We start from the raw sequence: 18,811 nt of genomic DNA, 5'->3' as shown, positions 1-18,811 counted from the left end.
GCTCGCGAAAAATCCAAAGGTACCGCGTACATTCAGGATGCCCGCGTTATCGTTGACGCTTTTCGCGAGCAAGCTCGCTCCTACAGGTTACTGGCGGTCGGCCAGTTCTTCGAGCAGGTCGGCCGAGGGCACGAAAAACAGACCGCCAGTCACGGCGGTACTGAAGTCGAGCAAGCGGTCATAGTTGCCGACCGGGCGGCCGACGAACATGTTTTCCAGCATCTGTTCCAGAGGTTTTGGCGAGCGCGCATAGCCGATGAAGTAGGTGCCGAACTCACCGGCGCCCGGGCGGCCGAAGGGCATGTTGTCGCGCAGGATCTTCACTTCCTCGCCGTCCTCGTCCGTGATGACGGTCAAGGCACTGTGGGAGTTGCTCGGCTTGGCTTCTTCGTCAAGTTCGATATCCGCCAGCTTGGTGCGCCCGATCACCTTCTCCTGGGCTTCTACCGTCAAGCTATTCCAGGCGTTCATGTTGTGCAGGTATTTCTGCACCAGCACGTAGCTGCCACCCTCGAACTGGGGGTCTTCGTCACCGACCAGGGTGAATCTTTCGGCCTTGCGCCCTACCGGGTTTTCGGTGCCGTCGACAAATCCGATGATGCTGCGCATATCGAAATAACGGAAACCCTGGACCTCATCCACCACCTTGACGCTATCGCCCAAGGCCGCCATCAGTTGGGTCGCCAGTTCGAAGCACAGGTCCATCTGCTCGGCGCGGATATGCAGCAGGATATCGCCCGGGGTCGACACAGCCCTGCGCCCTTCTACACCGAACTCGCGGAACGGATGCAGCGACGCCGGGCGCGGGGCACCGAACAGCCGGTCCCACGCATCCGAGCCAAAGCCGCAGACGCAGGTCAGGTTGCCCGACGGCACGCGCTTGCCCACCGAACGCACAAGACCCGCGATGTCGGCACACCAGCCACGCACGTTTTCAACCGCGTCAGGGGCCAGGGTGGCGACCATGAAAATCGCGCTGCTGGTGATCGGGTGGCACACGGACTGCGGTTCGAGAGGTGGCTGGACAGGGCAGGTTTTCATCGGGCGGATCCATAGGCTAAGGTCGGTTTGAACCCGCGCAGGTTAGCAGATCAGCCGTGACAACTGGCCCACACCTGGCGAATCAGCGCCTTCATCTTGAGCGCTTCGGCCCAGCGATCAGTGAGTTCCCGACCCTTTGCATCGGTGATCGCATAGGGTGGCGGGCCCAGTTCGCAGGTGAAGGCCAGGCTCTGGGGCGTCTCGGCGCGGGTCAGCCAGTCGTCGATCCCATAGCGCCACCAGCTGGTAAAGCGCTCGACCCAGGGCAGATGCTGGGGAAAGTCCAGGCCGACCTGCACCTGTTCGCTGCTGGCGATGCGGCCATGAAAGCCCCAGCTATGGCGCAGGATCGTGCGTATCTGCTCGTCGTCTTCCAAGGCTCCGGGCTCGGGCAACTCGCGGCCGACGACGTAGTGGGACAGGTCCGCGAGCAGTTTCAGGTCAGGCATCTGCGTCAGCAGGTCGAGGGTGAACAACAGGTCGTTGGTCAGTCGATAACGGTGGGTTTCCAGCAGGATCGGGAAGTCCACCTGTTCGGCCAGGCGTTGCCAGCCTTCGATCAGCCTGGCCGCCTCGGCCTGGGTACGCGGGCGCACATCGGCCTGCAGGGTGAGGTGGTGACAACCATAGCGGCTGATCACCTCCAATGCGGTGGCCAGGTCATCCACCGATTGCGGGAACAGCTGGCCTTCGATCTGCAAGCCCCTGGCCGTGGCGGCAGCGTGCAGGCGCGGGACAGCGGCAGGCGTCCAGTAATGATCGGTGATGCCGTCGAAACCGGCGGCGGCGATGCGGTCCAGCTGCGTGTCGAGGCTGCCAGGCTCGGTTTGCATGGCCCACATCGATTGGAATACCAGGAGTTGACGCATATCAGCCTCGCAACAGTAGCTTGAGGGACACATCGGCATCTGCCAGGCTGCCCGGGTTGAGCACAGTGCCCGCGGCAATCAGGCGTTCGCACAACTTGATGTCCCTGGCCGCACCGTTGCCCGGTGCCCAGCCGCACGCGCCTTGCAACCGGGCATCGTCGTCGAGGTAAAACAGCAGCAGGCCAGCGCCAGGCAACGCACGGCTGACCGTGCGTGCAGTCATCACCCCGACAGTCTGCAAACCCCAGTGGTATTGGTCGGACCAGAAACCGGGGAGCGTCTCGAATGGCAGCGCGCGCCCCAGCAGGTTCAACGCGGCGTGCCGCCCCTGAGCCTCGGCGTTGCGCCAGGTTTCCTGGCGCTGATAGACGCCAGCGAGGCGAAACTCGCAGACATCCCCTGCCGCATAGATATCCGATGCACTGGTGCGCAATTGCGCGTCGACACGAATGCCCTGCCCGACTTCCAGCCCTGCCGCCGCCGCCAGCTCGATATTGGGTTGCATGCCGATGCCCGCCACCACCAGGTCACAGGGCAGCCGCTGCCCATCGACCAGTTGTACGGCGTCGGCGTGGATGCATTCGAGGGCGACGTTCAAACGTACGTCCACACCTTGCTCACGATGCAGCGCCAGCAGCGCCGCACTGATCGGCGCCGGCAACACCCGGCTCGCCAAGCGTGGCCCGGCTTCAAGCAGCGTGACCTCACACCCCAGCCCCCGTGCGGTCGCGGCCACCTCGAGGCCAATAAAACCACCGCCGACCACGACCACCCGGGTGCCGGGGCGCAACCTATCACGCAGGGCCAAGGCTTCATCGTGGGTACGCAGGTAAAGCACAGGGGCCTGCGCCTCGGGCAAGCGTCGGGCCCGGCCACCGGTAGCCAGCAACAAACCGGTATAGGTCAACCATTGGCCGTCGGCCAGTTGCAGCCGGTGTTGCTGCGGGTCCAGGCGGCTCACCGGGTTGCCGGCGATATGCTCGATGCCCAGCGCTGCCAGCCGTGTGCTGTCGCACAGGCTGCATCCGGCCAGGTCCGTCGAGCCTTGCAGCACAGCCTTGGACAGCGGTGGCCGTTCATAGGGCAAGTGCGCTTCATCACCGATCAGGATCAGGCTCCCGGTGTAGCCTTCTTCGCGCAAGGTCAGTGCCGCACGGCCACCGGCGTGACCGGCGCCAACGATGATCAGGGCTTGGCTCATATTTCGGCCGTGACGGCGAGCAGTACCCGCCCCGCTTCGACCCGCACCGGGTAGGTCTTGAGGTTGACGCACACCGGCGCGCCCAGGGCTTTGCCGGAACGGTAATCGAAGCGTCCGTTGTGCTTGGGGCATTCAATCACGTGGTCCATCACCAGGCCGTCCGCCAGGTGGATTTTCTCGTGGGTGCACAGGCCGGCGGTGGCGAAGAATTCATCCTCGGCAGAGCGGAACACCGCATAGGTGTGCGCGCCGTGGTCGAAGCGCAATACGTCTTCGGGGTCTATTTCGCCCACGGCGCAGACGTCGATCCATTGATCGTTCATGGCATTGTTCTCTTGTTCGGGGGATGAAGATCAGCCGGCAGAGGCTTCTGCGTGCAGAGCGGCAGGGGCGGATTGCGCCTGCGGGCGAATCGGGCGCTGGACGAAATAGCTCGGGTCGCTGCGCTGTTTGCGGATCGTCGCGATGATTTCCCTGTAGGCCCCGAACAGATTGGCGTACGGCGGCGGGCAGTCGCTGCGGATTTCTTCGTGCAGTTGTTCGAGTGCGTGGTAAGGCACCATCGGGTACATGTGGTGTTCGAGGTGGTAGTTCATGTTCATGTAGATAAAGCGCAGCACGCGGTTCATGTAGATGGTGCGGCAGTTGCTGCGGTGGTCGAGCACATCTTCGGCCAGGCCCACATGCTGGCTGAGGCCGAACACGTAGCCGAGCCAGGCACCATAGAGACTGGGCAGGCCCACCAGCATCAGCGGTAGCCAGCTGTGCAGGTACAGCGCGGTGCCGATGATCAGCGCATAAATCCCAATCCATATACGGGCGGCGCGAAACACCTTGGGCCACTCGGACTCGGGGATGAAATCCTGCTCCTGGGCACTCATACGGCCCACCGCATGGCGGGCCACGCCGCTGAAGGTCTTCCAGGCCAGCGGCAGGTTGAACAGGCTGAGGGCCATCATCCACAGGCTCGGCGGGCGCGGCTCGACGATCTCCGGGTCGCGGCCGACGACAATGGTGTCGGTGTGATGACGGGCATGGCTCCAGCGCCAGACGTGGGGTTCGAACAGGCACATGAAGCTCGCCACCTGGTACAGCCCGTCGTTCATCCAGCGGGTCTTGAACGCAGTACCGTGGCCGGTTTCATGCCAGCGTGGGTTGGACGCCGTGCCGTAGAGCACGCCATAGGCGAGAAAAAACGGTACGCAGGCCCAGGAGCCCCAGAACCAATAACCACCAAAGCCTGTGACCAACAGCGTCGAGACCCAGATGGCGGTGTCGAGCAAGGCAGGGCCGTCGCGGCGCTGCATCAGTTCTTTCATGCGTTTGCGCGAGATAGGCGACTGGTACCAGTTGGCCGAGACCAGACCCTTTTCGGCGGCGCGGGCCGCTTCGGGGCCAGTGAGGCTGTAGTCGCGCCGAGCGCGGTAAGCGGTGTGTTCAGGCATTGTTATTGTTCTCCGCAAGCGTGGGGTTTCAGGTGCTTTGCGGAACCAACCATAGAGCGCAGCCAAATCACCCTCAAGGCCTTGAATCCATTCCCTATCAAGCTATCATCCAGGCCCAGCGGGGCTTGATAGTTTTCTATCAAGACGCTCAAGGGGCCTGCCAATGCACAACCATAAACGCCCAACCATCGCCACCGTCGCCGCCCACGCGGGGCTTAGCGTGGCCACCGTCGACCGGGTATTGAACGCCCGCGCGCCGGTCAACCCGAGCACGGCCGAACAGGTGTTCCAGGCCGCCGAAGCCGTGGGCTACTTCGCCGCGCGACTGATCGGCCAGCGCATCCGCGAACGGCGGCCCACCTACCGTTTCGGCGTGCTGTTGCTGGGCACCGCCCAGGCCTTCTATGCCAACCTCGCCCAGTCAATAAGCGATGCCGCGCAGCATCACGCCACCGCCAACCTGAGCTGCCAGTTCGACTACATCAACGACCGTTCACCGAATGCCATCGTCGCGCAGATCGAGCAACTGGCGGTGCAGTGCGACGCCCTGGCGGTGGTCAGCTTCGCCCATCCGCTGATCAACGCCTGCCTGGCGCAGATTCGTGAAGCCGGCGTACCAGTGGTTGCGCTGCTGTCGGATATCCATGAGCAGGCCCTCGAACCCTATGTGGGCCAGGACAACCACGTGGTCGGGCGCACCATGGGCTGGCTGCTGGCACACACCTGCGGCGCACGCAAAGGCAGCGTTGGCATTTTACTTGGCGGCCATCGTTTTCTCGGGCACCAGGCACGGGTCAAAGGCTTGCACAGCTACCTGGCCGAACACGCGCCAGGGCTCAAGCCGTTGGAACCGCTGATCAACCTGGATAACTGCGATATCACCGAGGAAGCCACCCTCGACCTGCTCGCCCGCCACACCGACCTGCGCGGCCTGTGCGTGGTGGGCGGCGGCGGTGACGGCGTGATCAACGCCCTGGCGCAACTGCCTAAGCGCCCGGCGCTGTGTTGCATTCTGCAGGAGTCGACCGAGCTGTCGCGCCAGGCGTTGAGCCGCGGCTTGATCGATGTAGTGATGGACTCGCAGCCGCGGCAGACGGCGGCGGCGTTGGTGCAACTGCTGGTGCAGTTGCTGAATGAAGAAGGCTTCGATCCGGTGCGGCATCGGGTGCATATACCACCGCAGATAGTGACCTCGGAAAATATGGGCACCTGATACACAAAAAACACAATGTGAGAGGGACAGTGCGAAGATTCGACCTACCCCGAAGGCGACGGCCCCGCCAAAAACTCAGAGGCTGACACACCGCTAGCGCAGCATGGATAACTACACAACTCTGTAGCAGCCCCCGGTAACCACGATGCGAAGCGAGCCGCTCTTGATCTTGATCTTGATCTTGATCTGCTTTTGATCTTAGGCGCCCCGTCAAACCACGCTGGCCGTAATCCGACCTGGATTTGGGGGGTAAACCGGCAGGGATGCCGGTTTAGCCGCCCCGCGCCATGGATGGCGCGTGGCGGCGGCCCCCCAAATCCAGGTCGGATTACGGGCACACCGAGCCTAAGCGAGGTGCCGAGTGGTGGGGCAAGAGCGTTTTGGTTACTTTTGCGCTTTTCAAAAGTGACCCGCTGTAAGAGCGGAACGAAGGGCACACCGAGCCTAAGCGAGGTGCCGAGTGGTGGGGCAAGAGCGTTTTGGTTACTTTTGCGCTTTTCAAAAGTGACCCGCTGTAAGAGCGGAACCCATAGTGGCCGTTACCCAAATAACGGATATGTACTCGGCCCAATCCAACATCCAGGTCGGCTGTCAGGCCGCCATCGGGAGCAAGCCCCCTCCCACATTTGGATCGCGGGGCATCCGCTGGTTAGCGGTCGGCTGTCAGGCCGCCATCGAAGCCCCCACCTTTAATCTGCACACGGGCAATCATTCACCGCCCGCGAAAATCCCCTGCATCCAAGCCAAACCGACCCATCTTGTTGTACAGCCCACCCCGCGACACGTTGAGTTGCCGGGCCGCCAGGCGGATATTGCCGCCCGTGTTTTTCAGCGCGGCGACGATGGCGTGCAGTTCATGACTGCTCAGATCCTGCGCGGGCTGGGGCTGGTAAAGGCGCAGCGTCGCCCGTTGCTGGGTTTCCAGCGGCAAGTCAGCCGGCTGGATCAACTCGCCCATCGCCAGGTTGGTCGCCCGTTCAATCGCGTTTTCCAGTTCACGCACATTGCCCGGCCAGCCATGGGCTGACAGCAGCGCCAGCGCCTCCGGCGAGAAACCCTGCACTGGCTTACGCAACGAACGCGCACAGCGCTGCAGGAAATGCCGTGCCAACAGCGGGATATCCTCGCGGCGCATACGCAACGGCGGCACGGTGAGGTTCAACACATTGAGGCGGTAGTAAAGATCCTCACGAAACGCACCTTCGGCCACTGCCTGGCTCAAGTTGCGATGGGTGGCGGCGATGATGCGCACGTCCACTGGCCGCGAATTTTTCGCGCCCACGCGGGTCACTTCCCCCTCCTGCAACACTCGCAACAGGCTGACCTGGGCATCGAAGGACATGTCGCCAATTTCATCCAGGAAGATGGTGCCGCCATCGGCTAATTCAAACTTGCCCGCCGACCCACCTCGCGCCGAGCCGGTGAACGCGCCTTCGACATGCCCAAACAGTTCGCTCTGCACCAGGTCCCGGGGGATGGCGCCGCAGTTGACCGCCACGAACGGGCCGTTGCAACGCTCGCTGGCGTTATGAATGGCCTGGGCAAACAGCTCCTTGCCGGTGCCGCTTTCGCCGAGGATCAAAGTGGTGGCGTCGCCGCGACTGGCAATGCGCCCCAGGTGCAGCGCGTCCTGGATCGCCCGTGAGGTGCCCTGGATGGTGTCGAAGGTATAGCGCGCCTGAGTACCGATAAGACGCCGGGTGATTTCGCGGATGCGGCGGTTTTCGCGCACCGACACGATCACCCCGCCCTGCTCCAGCGGGCATACCGAGACCAGGCAGGCGAGTTGGCTGCGGTCGTGCAACTCGAAGGTGCAGTCGAGGTCGCGCACCGGCTCACCCAGCACGTCGCTCAACTCACTGCGCCCCAGGCGCTGGAACGAACTGCCGATCAGCTCCAGCCCCACCCCGAACAACTGCCGCGCATAACGGTTGAGCGCCTTGATGCAGCCGCGCTCATCCAGCACCACCAAGCCTTCGTTCAGCACTTCGAGCACCGCTTGTTGTTCTTCCAGCAACACCTGCAGCGCCATCTGCCGCGACACCGCTTCGGCGGCCGCCTGGACGGTGCCCAGGGTATGGAAATGAAACCAGCCGGGCTCGGCGGTCAGCGTGAGCATGGCCAATGTCAGGCCCTGGGCATCCTTGATCGGCGCAGCGGCGCAGTGCATGCGACGCTGACGCAGGGCGCCGGCGAAGTTCTCCTCGGCCAACACGTACATCAGGCGATCTTCGGCCAAGGCCAACCCGGTGCAGTTGGTGCCCTGTACCGATTCCAGCAGGCGACTGCCCACTGGGGTGATGTCCAGCCCGCAGAAATACAGGGTGGTGCCCTCAGCATCGGTAAGGTTGATATGGCCGCGCGGGTTATAGGCCAGCAAGCCGTGCATGACTTGCGCGGCGGCGGCGATCAGTACGCGGTGATTGGCCAGGGTTGCCGCCAGCGCTTGGGCGGCAACGAAACGGTAGTGGCTGTGATCGGGATCGATCCTTGCCTCGAGACTGCGCCGCCACGAATCCCAGATGACCTGGCGCACCTCGGCCGGGCGTTCGACCTGGCCGGACAGACACGCTCGCCAGCCCTGCTCCAACGCAGCGACGGGTCCGTCATTCAGCGCATCAGGTCCAAGGGCCGTGAGGTATTCGAGGTCTTGCACGCTGAATGTGAGGCTCATCAAGGCATCCATGTTCATATTTTTGACATGTCAGTATAGACATGTCATCTGAATGAACACATTTTGTTTACTGATTTTAATAACCTATTAAAAATCAGTTAGTTATGAGTTGGCACACCCCTTGCTCTTACCTCTATGCCAGCCAGGACTGTCCTGCGGGCCAACAATAAAAAGGGGTCACTTCATGAGTACACAGAATATCCGCCTGGGCTTGATCGGTGCCGGTCGCATGGGCAGCTTCCACGGCCTTACGGCGGCGCGCCACATCCCCGGTGCCTGCCTCGCCGCCATCGCCGATCCTACCCCAGGCCAGGCCGCACGCCTGGCAGCAGAGCTGGGGGTGGACAAGGTCTACACCGACCCGCAACAGCTGTTGGACGACCCGGAGATCGACGGCGTACTCATCGCCGCCCCCGCCCGCAGCCACGCCGAACTGGTGATCAGCGCCGCCCGCGCCGGCAAGGGTATCTTCTGCGAAAAACCCATGGCGATCACCCTGGATGAAGCCGATCGCGCCATCGCCGCTGCCGCCGACGCCCGCGTGCCGTTGCAGGTCGGTTTCAATCGGCGTTTCGCCAAGAGCTTCCGTACCGCCCACCTCGATGTCGCCGCCGGCCGCATCGGCACGCCGCAATTGCTGCGCTCGTTGACCCGCGACCCGGCGCTGAACAACCCAGCCGCTTCACCACAATGGGTGATCTTCCTGGAGACCCTGATCCACGACTTCGACACGCTGCGCTACCTCAACCCCGGCGCCGAAGCGGTGCAGGTATATGTGATGGCCGACGCGCTGATCGCCCCAGCGTACAAAAGCCAAGGCTTGCTCGATACCGCCGTGGTCACGATCCGCTTCGACAACGGCGCCATCGCCACCGCCGAGGCCAACTTCCAGGCGGTGTATGGCTACGATGTGCGCGGTGAAGTGTTCGGCAGCCAAGGCATGCTGAGCATGGGCAGCCTCAATGACTGCGACCTGGTGCGCTACCTGGCCGAGGGCATCCAGGCCGACACCCAACGAATGGACACTGACCTGCTGCGCGACGCCTACATTGCCGAACTCAACCACTTTGTCGACTGCCTGCGCAGCGGCGCCAAGCCCCTGGCCAGCGGTGAGGATGCGCGCGCGGCCCTGGCGATTGCGCGCGCTTGCATCGAGTCGTACGAAACCGGCAAGTCTGTGGCCGTGCAAGGGGCGCGGCCATGATGCCGTTCAAATTAGCCGTCAGCGCCGAGATGGTGTTCCTCGACCTGCCCTTCATCGAACGGGTCAAACGTATCCACGCCCTGGGGTTCAGCGCCGAAATCTGGAGCTGGACCGACAAGGACATCGACGCCCTGGCCGCGACCGGCGCGGACTTCACCTCGATGACCGGCTACATCAGCGGCACCCTCACCGACCCCGAAGGCAGTCGCCAACTGCTCGACAGCGCCCGCGAATCCCTGGGCATCGCAGAGCGCCTCAATTGTCCCAGCCTCAACCTGCACGGCACCGGCCTGGGCGCCGGCGGCCTGCCGGTGCAGCCGGTCAACCAGGCCACCGGCCGCATGTGGCTGAGTGCCTGCAAGACCCTGGAAAAAATCGCGCGCCTGGGGGAAGACGCCAGCCGTGTGTTCCTGCTGGAAAACCTCAACACCGCCGTCGATCACCCCGGCACGCCGTTCGCCCGCGCCGACGAGACCCTTGCGCTGATCGAAGCCGTGGGCAGCCCGCACCTGAAGATGAACCTGGACCTTTACCACGCGCAGATCGGCGAAGGAAACCTGATCGAACTGATCCAGCGCGCCGGCAGCGCCATTGGTGAAATCCAGGTGGCCGACGTGCCCGGGCGCAAGGAGCCCGGCACTGGCGAAATCCACTACCCGACGATTGCCCGCGCGTTGCACGCCATGGGCTACACCGGCGTGGTCGGCCTGGAGGGCTGGGCCAGCGGCACCAGCGAATTGGCCCTGGAGCGCTTCCGCCAGGCATTCACCCTATAACAATAAAAGGAACACCCTTATGCATCGTTATTCATTGCTAGTGGCCGCGCTGCTGTTGCTGTTCAGCCAATGGACTTTCGCCGCGTACCGCATTGGCGTGAGCATTGCCCGGGTCGACGATAACTTCATGACCTATGTACGTAGCGGCCTTGAGGCCGCGGCGAAACAGCAGGACGTGCAGATCCAGTTCGAAGACGCCCAGGGCGATGTCGTGCGCCAGCTCAACCAGGTCGAAGGTTTTCTCAACCAGAAAGTCGATGCGGTTATCGTGCTGCCGGTCGACACGGCTGCCACTGCCAACATCACCCGCGCCGCCGTGGCGGCCAAGACGCCACTGGTGTACGTCAACCGCCACCCGGATGAACGCACGCTGCCAAAGGGCGTGGTTACGGTGGCGTCCAACGACATCGAGGCTGGGCAATTGCAGATGCGCTACCTCGCGGAAAAACTCGGCGGCCAGGGCAACGTGGCGATCATCATGGGCGATCTTGCGCAGAACGCCACCCACGACCGCACCGAGGGCGCCAGGCAGGTGCTCAAGGACTTTCCCGGTATCAAGATCGTCGAGCAGCAAAGCGCCGAGTGGCAACGCAACAAAGGCATGGACCTGACCAGCAACTGGCTGCTGGCAGGCACGCAGTTTGATGCGATCGTGGCCAACAACGATGAAATGGCAATCGGTGCGGCCATGGCATTGCAGCAAGCGGGCAAGGCCAAGGGCCAGATTGCGATCGTCGGCATCGACGGTTTGCCCGATGGTTTGGCGGCAATCAAGCGTGGGCTGCTTGCTGCCTCAGTGTTCCAGGACCCCAAGGCCCAGGCGACCCAGGCGGTGCAAGCGGCGATCAAAATGATCAAGGGCGAACCGATTGAAGCCGAAGTGTGGGTGCCGTTTGAACTGATCAAACCTGAGCAGGTGGCGGTATTCGAACAGCGCTACAAGTAAACCGAAGCTAAGGAGATCCAAATGTGGGAGGGCAAGCCCCCTCCCACACTGGATCTGAATCAGTCCAGGTCACTCGCGTCATGCCGTTCGGGCAACTGCTCCTCACCCGACACCCTGTTCACCCGCCGGCCGCGCTGCACCGCCGGCCGGGCGTCAATTGCGTCGGCCCAGCGCAGCACGTGTTTGTATTCATGCACCGAGAGAAACTCCGCCGAGTCGCCGTACAAGCGGCCTTTGACCAGCCCGCCGTACCAGGGCCAGATGGCGATATCGGCAATGGTGTACTCATCGCCGGCGATGTACTCGCTCACCGCCAGGCGCTTGTCCAGCACATCCAGTTGGCGCTTGGCTTCCATGGCAAAACGGTTGATCGGGTACTCCATCTTGCTCGGCGCATAGGCATAGAAATGCCCGAAGCCACCCCCCAGGTAGGGCGCGCTGCCCATCTGCCAGAACAACCATGACAGGCATTCAGCCCGGGCCGCAGGCTCTCTGGGCAAGAACGCGCCGAATTTCTCGGCCAGGTACTGCAGGATCGCGCCGGACTCGAATACCCGAATCGGCGTGGCATCACTGCGGTCCATCAGGGCCGGAATCTTCGAATTCGGGTTCACCGCCACGAAGCCACTGCCGAACTGGTCGCCGTCGCCGATCTTGATCAGCCAGGCGTCGTATTCGGCGCCGGTGTGCCCGAGGGCCAGCAACTCTTCAAGCAGGATCGTGACCTTCTGCCCGTTGGGCGTGGCCAGGGAATACAGCTGCAGCGGATGCTTGCCGATCGGCAGCTCTTTATCGTGGGTAGCACCCGCGATGGGCCGATTGATACTGGCGAAGGTGCCGCCGCTCTCGGTGTCCCAGGTCCAGACCTTTGGGGGTAGATAGTCAGCCATGCCACTGCTCCTCAGGGATTGTGATCAACGAAGCGTTCCAGACTAAACCAAAGACGGGTGGTGCGTCACACCGGCATCCCGGTCTTGTCGAGGCACCTGTACGCGCAGGGCGATAAGCAAGGCCGCGAGCAACATCAATACACCCGCACCCACAAATACCCCACCAATGCCGCTGACGCTGAACATCAACCCGCCACCGGCAGCCCCTGCGGCAATCGCCGACTGCACCGAAGCGACCACCATGCCGCCAGCACTTTCGGCCTGGTCCGGCACGGCACGGGCGACCCAATTGGACCATGCCACCGGTACGCCGCCGAACGCCATGCCCCACAGCGCCAGGAGCAACGCCTGGCCCGGCAGTGACACCGGCAGCCAGACCAGGGCCAGCGCTGCAATGCCTACCAGCACCGGCATCAACACCAACGTCCCACGCGGGTGGCGCACCAGCAGCCAACCGGCGAGCAAGGTGCCGACGAAATTCGCCACGCCGAAGCCCAGCAGCATCAGGGCCAGCCCTTGGGTATCGACGCCGGTGGTGCTTTCCAGGAACGGGCGAATATAGGTGAACAATGCGAAATGCGCGGTATGTACCAGCACGCAACCGAACATGCCCATGGCGATACCCGGGCGCAGCAGCACTTCCAGCACGGTACGCAGGCGCGCGGTACCATTGGGCACCAGGCGCGGCAGGGTGAACGCCTGGAACGCCAGGGTCACCGCACCCACGGCAGCCGCCGCGATAAACGCACTGCGCCAGCCGTACAGGCCACCCAAGTAGCTGCCCAGCGGCACGGCGACCACGGTACCCGCCGCAATCCCGCTGAAGATGATCGACAGCGCCCGTGGCAGGGAAGCCGCCGGCACCAGACGCATGGCCACCGCCGCCGCCATGCTCCAGAAACCGCCCAGGGCGATGCCCAGCAGGATGCGCATCAACAGCAGCACGGTCAGGCTGGAAGACAGCGCCACCAGCAGGTTGGAGGCAATCATCAGCGTGGAGAACCCCAGCAGCACCACGCGCCGGTCGATGCTTCGGGTCAGGCCGGGCACCAGCAAGCCGGCAAACAACGCCACCACCGCCGTCACCGTCACGGCCTGGCCGGCCAGCGCTTCCGAAACACCCAGGTCCAAGGCCATGGGGGTCAACAAACTGGCCGGCAGGTATTCCGCCGTCAGCAAACCGAAAACCCCCATTGCCAAAGAAAATACCGCCAGCCAGGCCGGCTCCGTCACCACCCCGGCAGGGGCTTGAGCTGCATATTCACTCATCACAGGTCATCCTCAGATCATTAGCAAGGCGACAAGTCTAGGTTTGCCTGGCAGGATGATCTATGATGCAAACCCTTGAGTTTATGACCGAAACCCCGAACATGACCGCTGCGGATGCTTTTACCCTGTCTTCCGACCTGATCAATGAACTGTTGCGCGGTATGCGCCTGCGCGGTGTGCAGTACCGGCGCATCCAGGCCGGGCCGACCTTCGGCATGGGCTTTGGCGCCAAGCCCGGCCATGCCTATTTCCACTTTCTCGCGGCCGGCCACGTGACCTTGCGCGGCGAGGATGGCGACCTTTTCGAACTGTCGGCGGGCAATGCGGTGTTCATCGCCCATGGCGGCGCGCATGCACTGTTATCCGACGCGAGCATCGATGTGCAAGACATCGGCGATTTCGACAGCGCACCGCTGGGAGACGCCGTCTGCGCCGTGGATGCGTCACCCGAAACCGTTCCCAGCACTCTGCTGTTCAGCGCCTGCATGGAGTTCGAACTCGGCAGCATCCAGGGGCTCGGCAACCTGATGCCGGCGCTGATGCTGATCGATGCCGGGGGCCAGCGTTACCCCGGCCTGATGCCGATACTGGCGGTGATGGAACGGGAAGTCTCCACGGCCCGCATCGGCTTTGCCGGCATCCTGGCGCGCCTGGCCGATGTGGTGGCGGCGATGATCGTACGCGGCTGGGTCGAATGCGCCTGTGGCAACGCCTCGGGCCTGGTGGCGGCGCTACGCGACCCACGCCTGGCCCGCGCCCTCCTCGCCCTGCACCAGCAGCCGGGCCGCGACTGGAGCGTGGCGGAACTGGCAGCGCAGTGCCATACCTCGCGCTCGGTATTTGCCGATCGCTTCCAGGCCATCCTCGGCATACCGCCGTTACGCTACGCCACGGAGCTGCGCATGCGCCTGGCCAGCCAGTGGCTGACACTGGAGCGCATGCCCATCGAAACCGTCGCGCAACGCCTCGGCTACACCTCCCAGGCGGCGTTCAGCCGTGCCTTCAAGCGTATCACCGGGCAACCGCCCGGGGCGGCCCGCAGTTCAATGTAGCGACCGCCGCTTCAAGCATTGCGCCCCCCTATCATGAAGCCTTAATCTCGCAAGCCACTCACACCGCGAAAGCAATGGAGGCTGCATGAAACTGGTCGGAATGCTGGACTCGCCCTACGTACGCCGCGTGGCGATTTCCCTGGACTTGTATGGGGTGGAGTTTGTGCATGAACCGCTGTCGGTGTTCAGCACCTTCGCGGAATTCGCCCAGATCAATCCAGTGGTCAAGGCGCCCACCCTGGTGCTGGATGACGGGACGGTACTGATGGATTCGAGCCTGATCCTCGATTACCTCGAAACCTTGGCGCCAGCTGACAAGAAGCTGCTGCCTCAACAACCGGCGACACGCGCCCACGATCTGCACTTGCTCGGGCTGGCCCTCGCGGCTTGCGAAAAAAGTGTGCAGATCGTCTATGAACACAACCTGCGCCCAGCCGAAAAGCTGCATGCGCCGTGGCTTGAGCGCGTCAGCGGGCAATTGCTGGCGGCTTATGCGTTGTTGGACAAGCAACTGGGCGATAGCGAAGCGCTGACCCAGGCATCAATTACGGCGGCGGTCGCCTGGTCGTTCAGCCAGTTCACTGTGGCCTCGGTGGTGAAGGCGGATGCGTTCCCCAACCTCAAGCGCCATGCTGAACGCCTCGAACAGCACCCGGCGTTCAAGCGTTATCCCATCGCATAAACGCCTTATCTCAAAAATGTGGGAGGGGGCTTGCTCCCGATGGCGCCGGATCAGCTACAGATGTATCAGCTGACCCGCCGCCATCGGGAGCAAGTCGAATCGTCGCACCGCCCCTCCCACATTTGAACAGTGGTGTTTTGATAATCGCGTTTCTACACCCAACCGCCGTCAACGATGAAATTCTGCGCCGAGCACATTGCCGAGGCATCCGAGGCCAAAAACAACGCCATATTGGCGATATGTTCCGGCATCACACTGCCGGGCAGGCATTGGCTGCGGGCAATGAGTTCCTTGGCCGCATCGTCAACCCACATGGCCAGTTGCTTTTCCGTCATCACCCAGCCCGGCACCAGCGTATTGACGCGGATATGGCTGGGCCCCAGTTCCCGCGCCAGGCCGCGGGTCATGCCGTGGGCCGCGGCCTTGCTGGCGGCGTACACCGGGTAACCGGCCGAGGCCATCATCCAGCCGACCGAGCCCAGGTTGATGATCGAACCGCCACCGGCCTCTTTCATCATCGGCACCACCGCCTTGGCGGCAAAGAAAGCGTGCTTGAGGTTGACTGCGATCAACTGGTCGAACATTTGCGAGTCGATTTCTTCCAGGCTGTGGCGCACGTCATTGGCCGCATTATTTACCAGCACCGTGATCGGCCCCAGCGACTGCTCGAAGCGCCCGATGGCGGCGCGATAGCCAATTTCGTCGGTGATGTCGCAGCACTCGAACTCCACGGTAAATCCTTGGGAATTCAACAGCGCGGCCAAGCGTTCGCCCTGGCTTTGCGCACGGTCCACGAAACCCACCTTGGCGCCTTGCGCGGCGAAGGCGCGCACCATGAACTCGCCAATCCCCGAGGCACCGCCGGAAATCAGCACGGTTTTGTCCTTGAGGTCGGGATAAATCGCTTGCTGGGTAGTCATATCAGTGATCGCTCCACTTAATTAGTCTTATTTTATTTTGCAAATACGCCGTTAAAGGCTATAAATCCGGGGTCATTACGACAAAATATCTCAAATTAGTAGAACTATTCCATCCAAAACAACAAAAGGAAGTTCGACCATGAAGCACCCTCGTTACCTGCTGTCCGGTCTGGCGTTGTCCATGCTGGTCGCCAGCGGCGGCACCCAGGCCGCCGGCCTGACCAGCGAACACAAACCCTTCGGCAAAACCAATGACGGCACCGCCGTCGAACAGTACATATTGCGCAACAGCCATGGCATGCAAGCCACGGTGATCACCTACGGCGGCGTATTGCAGTCGTTGAAGGTGCCGGACAAACACGGCAAGGTCGACGACGTGGTGCTGGGTTTCGATGACGTGCAGGGCTATCAGGCCGGCGCGGCATTTTTTGGCGCGACCATCGGCCGTTTCGGCAATCGCCTGGCCGGCGGCGCCTTCGAACTCGACGGCAAACGCTACCAGGTGCCGCTCAACGACGGTCCCAACTCCCTGCATGGCGGCGCCCAAGGCTTCGACAAGCAGGTATGGCAAGCCCAGCCGGTCAAGGACAAGGACTCGGTGGGCGTCACCCTCACCTACCTGTCCAAGGACGGTGAAATGGGCTTCCCCGGTAACCTGAAGACCGAAGTCACTTACCGCCTGAACGACAACAACGAACTGCACATCGACTACAAGGCCACCACCGACAAACCGACGGTGCTCAACCTGACCAACCACAGCTACTTCAACCTCGCCGGCGCGGGTAACGGCGACATTCTCAAGCAGGTCGCCACCCTGCATGCCGGCCACTACACCCCCGTGAATGCCACCTTGATCCCCACCGGTGAACTGGCGCCCGTCAAGGGCACGCCAATGGACTTCCTCAAGCCCACGCCTATCGGCCAGCACATCAAGGCGGACCATCCGCAGCTCAAGTTCGCCGAACCGAAACAGGGTGGGTTCGACTTCAACTGGGCGCTGGATACCAAGGGTGACATCAAGCAGCTCGCCGCGGACGTGCATGACCCTGAGTCCGGCCGGCGCTTGCAGCTCTACACCAGCGAACCGGGTGTGCAGTTCTATACCAGCAACTTCCTCGATGGTTCGGTGAAGGGCAAAGGGGGCAAGACGTATCAGCACTGGAGCGGGTTTACCTTGGAAACCCAGCACTTCCCGGATGCGCCTAACCAGCCAGGCTTTGCCTCAACTCGCTTGAACCCTGGGCAGACCTATACCCAACACACCCTCTTCAAGTTCTCCGCCGATTAGAACTGTGGGAGGGGGCTTGCCCCCTCCCACATTGGATCTTCGTATGGCTCGGGTTAGCGTTGTTTCATGCGGTCGATGACCACGGCCAGCAGCAGGATCGAGCCGCGAATCACGTACTGGTAAAACGTGTCGATGTTCTTCAGGTTCATCGCGTTCTCGATGATCGCCAGGATCAGCACACCCGCAATCACGTGGCGGATCATGCCGATGCCGCCGCTCAGCGATACCCCGCCCAATACGCACGCAGAGATCACCGTCAGCTCGAAGCCCTGGCCGATCATCGGTTGGCCGGAGGTCATGCGCGAGGCCAGGATCACCCCGGCCAGTGCGCCGATCAGGCCATGGACGGCGAAGATCAGGATCTTGGTGCGGTCCACGTTGACCCCAGCCAACAGCGCCGCTTCCGGGTTGCCGCCGATGGCCATGGTGTTGCGCCCATAGCTGGTGTAGTTGAGCAGCCAGCCGAAGAACAGGAAGCAAACAATGGTGATCAGGATCGGCACCGGCACGCCGAACAGTTGGCCGTTGCCGAAGACGAAGAACTGCTCCTCGGACACCCCTACTGCCTTGCCGTCGGCAAAAATGTACGCCAGGCCGCGCACGATCTGCATGGTCGCCAAGGTGGTGATCAAGGCGTTGACCCGTAGCTTGGCGATGACAATGCCATTGATCAGGCCCACCATCAGGCCCATCAGCAACGCCGCGCCAATGCCCAGCATCACGCTGTCGGTATCGCGCATCACAATCGCCGCCACCACCCCGGCGCAGGCAATCACCGAGCCCACCGACAAGTCGAAGTGCCCCGAGGCCAGGCAGAACAGCATGGTGCACGCGGCTATGCCGACGGTGGAAATCGCCAGGCCCAGGCCGCGCATGTTCAGCGGCGAAAGGAAGTTATCAATCAGCAAGGCGCACAGCACAAAGATGCCCACTGCCGCCAACAGCATCGCCCAGTTGTCGAGCAATGCGCGCATATCGAGGGGTTTGCGTGCCGAGGGCAACGCGTTGGGTTGGGTTGTCATCGTCTTCTCTCAGTTCGCCGCGCCGCGTGGCAAGGCCAGTTGCAGCAGGTTGGATTCGGTGGCGTGTTCACGCCGTTGTTCGCCACGCAGGGCACCTTCGCACAGCACCAGAATGCGGTCGGCAATGCCCATCACTTCCATCAGGTCACTGGACACCACGATCACCGCAATGCCGCTGGCCGCCAGGTTATGGATGATCTGGTAGATCTCTGACTTAGCGCCGATATCGATGCCACGGGTGGGTTCGTCCAGCAGCAGCACTTTCATCGGCATCGACAGCCAGCGACCCAGAATGGCCTTCTGCTGGTTGCCGCCCGCC

17 protein-coding genes and 1 pseudogene are annotated in these 18,811 nt (G+C 62.6%); 7 read left to right on the top strand and 11 right to left on the bottom strand.

The features are described from left to right. Window positions 1-87 precede the first annotated feature (87 nt). From ASD70_RS14440 to ASD70_RS14420, 5 genes are read right to left on the bottom strand one after another with little or no spacing between them, the layout of a single operon-like run. A complete protein-coding gene (locus tag ASD70_RS14440; protein WP_056846782.1) occupies window positions 88-1,041 on the bottom strand; it encodes a Dyp-type peroxidase in 954 nt (317 codons plus the stop codon). Between the two features lie 50 nt (window positions 1,042-1,091). After that, the gene (locus ASD70_RS14435) at window positions 1,092-1,910 is read right to left on the bottom strand and encodes a sugar phosphate isomerase/epimerase family protein (protein ID WP_056846781.1); all 819 of its coding nucleotides are present in this window, start codon (window positions 1,908-1,910) and stop codon (window positions 1,092-1,094) included. A gap of 1 nt (window position 1,911) precedes the next feature. Continuing rightward, complete coding sequence (locus ASD70_RS14430) at window positions 1,912-3,111, bottom strand: NAD(P)/FAD-dependent oxidoreductase (RefSeq protein ID WP_056846780.1); 1,200 nt, start codon at window positions 3,109-3,111, stop codon at window positions 1,912-1,914. Next, window positions 3,108-3,434, bottom strand: coding sequence for a MocE family 2Fe-2S type ferredoxin (locus ASD70_RS14425; RefSeq protein ID WP_046072175.1), 327 nt, complete (start codon window positions 3,432-3,434; stop codon window positions 3,108-3,110). The genes ASD70_RS14430 and ASD70_RS14425 overlap by 4 nt, the downstream gene beginning before the upstream one ends. 30 nt (window positions 3,435-3,464) lie before the next feature. Further along, window positions 3,465-4,556, bottom strand: coding sequence for a fatty acid desaturase family protein (locus tag ASD70_RS14420; RefSeq protein ID WP_056846779.1), 1,092 nt, complete (start codon window positions 4,554-4,556; stop codon window positions 3,465-3,467). 163 nt (window positions 4,557-4,719) lie between these two features. Here ASD70_RS14420 and ASD70_RS14415 point away from each other — a divergent pair, with 163 nt between their 5' ends. Then, complete coding sequence (locus ASD70_RS14415) at window positions 4,720-5,769, top strand: LacI family DNA-binding transcriptional regulator (RefSeq protein WP_056846778.1); 1,050 nt, start codon at window positions 4,720-4,722, stop codon at window positions 5,767-5,769. 712 nt (window positions 5,770-6,481) lie between these two features. Here ASD70_RS14415 and ASD70_RS14410 read toward each other — a convergent pair. Next, the gene (locus tag ASD70_RS14410) at window positions 6,482-8,443 is read right to left on the bottom strand and encodes a sigma-54 interaction domain-containing protein (protein ID WP_056846777.1); all 1,962 of its coding nucleotides are present in this window, start codon (window positions 8,441-8,443) and stop codon (window positions 6,482-6,484) included. A 184-nt stretch (window positions 8,444-8,627) separates the two neighbouring features. Between ASD70_RS14410 and ASD70_RS14405 the strand changes: the two genes are divergently transcribed. From ASD70_RS14405 to ASD70_RS14395, 3 genes are read left to right on the top strand one after another with little or no spacing between them, the layout of a single operon-like run. After that, window positions 8,628-9,647 (top strand): Gfo/Idh/MocA family oxidoreductase, encoded by a 1,020-nt coding sequence (locus ASD70_RS14405; RefSeq protein WP_046072171.1) that lies wholly within the window; start codon window positions 8,628-8,630, stop codon window positions 9,645-9,647. Further along, entirely contained in the window at window positions 9,644-10,423 is a 780-nt protein-coding gene (locus ASD70_RS14400) for a TIM barrel protein (protein WP_056846776.1), read from the top strand. Before ASD70_RS14405 ends, ASD70_RS14400 begins: the two co-directional genes overlap by 4 nt. Before the next feature lie 19 nt (window positions 10,424-10,442). Beyond that, on the top strand, window positions 10,443-11,369 hold the full coding sequence (locus ASD70_RS14395) for a sugar ABC transporter substrate-binding protein (RefSeq protein ID WP_056846775.1): 927 nt from the start codon (window positions 10,443-10,445) through the stop codon (window positions 11,367-11,369). Between the two features lie 59 nt (window positions 11,370-11,428). Here ASD70_RS14395 and yghU read toward each other — a convergent pair whose 3' ends face one another. Both yghU and ASD70_RS14385 read right to left on the bottom strand, forming a co-directional pair. Next, the gene (gene yghU / locus ASD70_RS14390; RefSeq protein ID WP_056846774.1) at window positions 11,429-12,259 is read right to left on the bottom strand and encodes a glutathione-dependent disulfide-bond oxidoreductase; all 831 of its coding nucleotides are present in this window, start codon (window positions 12,257-12,259) and stop codon (window positions 11,429-11,431) included. 42 nt (window positions 12,260-12,301) lie between these two features. Next, complete coding sequence (locus ASD70_RS14385; RefSeq protein ID WP_046072167.1) at window positions 12,302-13,528, bottom strand: MFS transporter; 1,227 nt, start codon at window positions 13,526-13,528, stop codon at window positions 12,302-12,304. Window positions 13,529-13,593: 65 nt separating this feature from the next. On the opposite strand from ASD70_RS14385, the gene ASD70_RS14380 reads away from it, so the two are divergent. Both ASD70_RS14380 and ASD70_RS14375 read left to right on the top strand, forming a co-directional pair. Beyond that, the gene (locus ASD70_RS14380; protein ID WP_056846811.1) at window positions 13,594-14,580 is read left to right on the top strand and encodes an AraC family transcriptional regulator; all 987 of its coding nucleotides are present in this window, start codon (window positions 13,594-13,596) and stop codon (window positions 14,578-14,580) included. Window positions 14,581-14,665: 85 nt separating this feature from the next. Beyond that, entirely contained in the window at window positions 14,666-15,262 is a 597-nt protein-coding gene (locus tag ASD70_RS14375) for a glutathione S-transferase family protein (protein WP_056846773.1), read from the top strand. Window positions 15,263-15,414: 152 nt separating this feature from the next. Here ASD70_RS14375 and ASD70_RS14370 read toward each other — a convergent pair whose 3' ends face one another. After that, entirely contained in the window at window positions 15,415-16,182 is a 768-nt protein-coding gene (locus ASD70_RS14370; protein WP_046072165.1) for an SDR family NAD(P)-dependent oxidoreductase, read from the bottom strand. A 139-nt stretch (window positions 16,183-16,321) separates the two neighbouring features. On the opposite strand from ASD70_RS14370, the gene ASD70_RS14365 reads away from it, so the two are divergent. Continuing rightward, a complete protein-coding gene (locus tag ASD70_RS14365) occupies window positions 16,322-17,470 on the top strand; it encodes an aldose epimerase family protein (RefSeq protein WP_056846772.1) in 1,149 nt (382 codons plus the stop codon). A gap of 53 nt (window positions 17,471-17,523) precedes the next feature. Here ASD70_RS14365 and araH read toward each other — a convergent pair whose 3' ends face one another. Together araH and araG are read right to left on the bottom strand one after the other, a co-directional pair. Continuing rightward, the gene (araH, locus tag ASD70_RS14360) at window positions 17,524-18,492 is read right to left on the bottom strand and encodes an L-arabinose ABC transporter permease AraH (RefSeq protein ID WP_046072163.1); all 969 of its coding nucleotides are present in this window, start codon (window positions 18,490-18,492) and stop codon (window positions 17,524-17,526) included. Between the two features lie 9 nt (window positions 18,493-18,501). Then, window positions 18,502-18,811, bottom strand: a pseudogene (araG, locus tag ASD70_RS29075) (L-arabinose ABC transporter ATP-binding protein AraG); the annotation flags it as partial.

This window comes from Pseudomonas sp. Root569, from assembly GCF_001427465.1.
Taxonomy (GTDB): Bacteria; Pseudomonadota; Gammaproteobacteria; order Pseudomonadales; family Pseudomonadaceae; genus Aquipseudomonas; species Aquipseudomonas synxantha.
The sequence above is the reverse complement of the archived record's forward strand: the minus strand, read 5'-3'. Positions and strand labels throughout refer to the sequence as shown.

Bases quoted from the DNA above. Each gene is read 5' to 3' on its own strand.
- ASD70_RS14440 (WP_056846782.1), bottom strand. From the start codon at position 1,041: ATGAAAACCTGCCCTGTCCAGCCACCTCTCGAACCGCAGTCCGTGTGC.
- ASD70_RS14435 (WP_056846781.1), bottom strand. From the start codon at position 1,910: ATGCGTCAACTCCTGGTATTCCAATCGATGTGGGCCATGCAAACCGAG.
- ASD70_RS14430 (WP_056846780.1), bottom strand. From the start codon at position 3,111: ATGAGCCAAGCCCTGATCATCGTTGGCGCCGGTCACGCCGGTGGCCGT.
- ASD70_RS14425 (WP_046072175.1), bottom strand. From the start codon at position 3,434: ATGAACGATCAATGGATCGACGTCTGCGCCGTGGGCGAAATAGACCCC.
- ASD70_RS14420 (WP_056846779.1), bottom strand. From the start codon at position 4,556: ATGCCTGAACACACCGCTTACCGCGCTCGGCGCGACTACAGCCTCACT.
- ASD70_RS14415 (WP_056846778.1), top strand. From the start codon at position 4,720: ATGCACAACCATAAACGCCCAACCATCGCCACCGTCGCCGCCCACGCG.
- ASD70_RS14410 (WP_056846777.1), bottom strand. From the start codon at position 8,443: ATGAGCCTCACATTCAGCGTGCAAGACCTCGAATACCTCACGGCCCTT.
- ASD70_RS14405 (WP_046072171.1), top strand. From the start codon at position 8,628: ATGAGTACACAGAATATCCGCCTGGGCTTGATCGGTGCCGGTCGCATG.
- ASD70_RS14400 (WP_056846776.1), top strand. From the start codon at position 9,644: ATGATGCCGTTCAAATTAGCCGTCAGCGCCGAGATGGTGTTCCTCGAC.
- ASD70_RS14395 (WP_056846775.1), top strand. From the start codon at position 10,443: ATGCATCGTTATTCATTGCTAGTGGCCGCGCTGCTGTTGCTGTTCAGC.
- yghU (WP_056846774.1), bottom strand. From the start codon at position 12,259: ATGGCTGACTATCTACCCCCAAAGGTCTGGACCTGGGACACCGAGAGC.
- ASD70_RS14385 (WP_046072167.1), bottom strand. From the start codon at position 13,528: ATGAGTGAATATGCAGCTCAAGCCCCTGCCGGGGTGGTGACGGAGCCG.
- ASD70_RS14380 (WP_056846811.1), top strand. From the start codon at position 13,594: ATGCAAACCCTTGAGTTTATGACCGAAACCCCGAACATGACCGCTGCG.
- ASD70_RS14375 (WP_056846773.1), top strand. From the start codon at position 14,666: ATGAAACTGGTCGGAATGCTGGACTCGCCCTACGTACGCCGCGTGGCG.
- ASD70_RS14370 (WP_046072165.1), bottom strand. From the start codon at position 16,182: ATGACTACCCAGCAAGCGATTTATCCCGACCTCAAGGACAAAACCGTG.
- ASD70_RS14365 (WP_056846772.1), top strand. From the start codon at position 16,322: ATGAAGCACCCTCGTTACCTGCTGTCCGGTCTGGCGTTGTCCATGCTG.
- araH (WP_046072163.1), bottom strand. From the start codon at position 18,492: ATGACAACCCAACCCAACGCGTTGCCCTCGGCACGCAAACCCCTCGAT.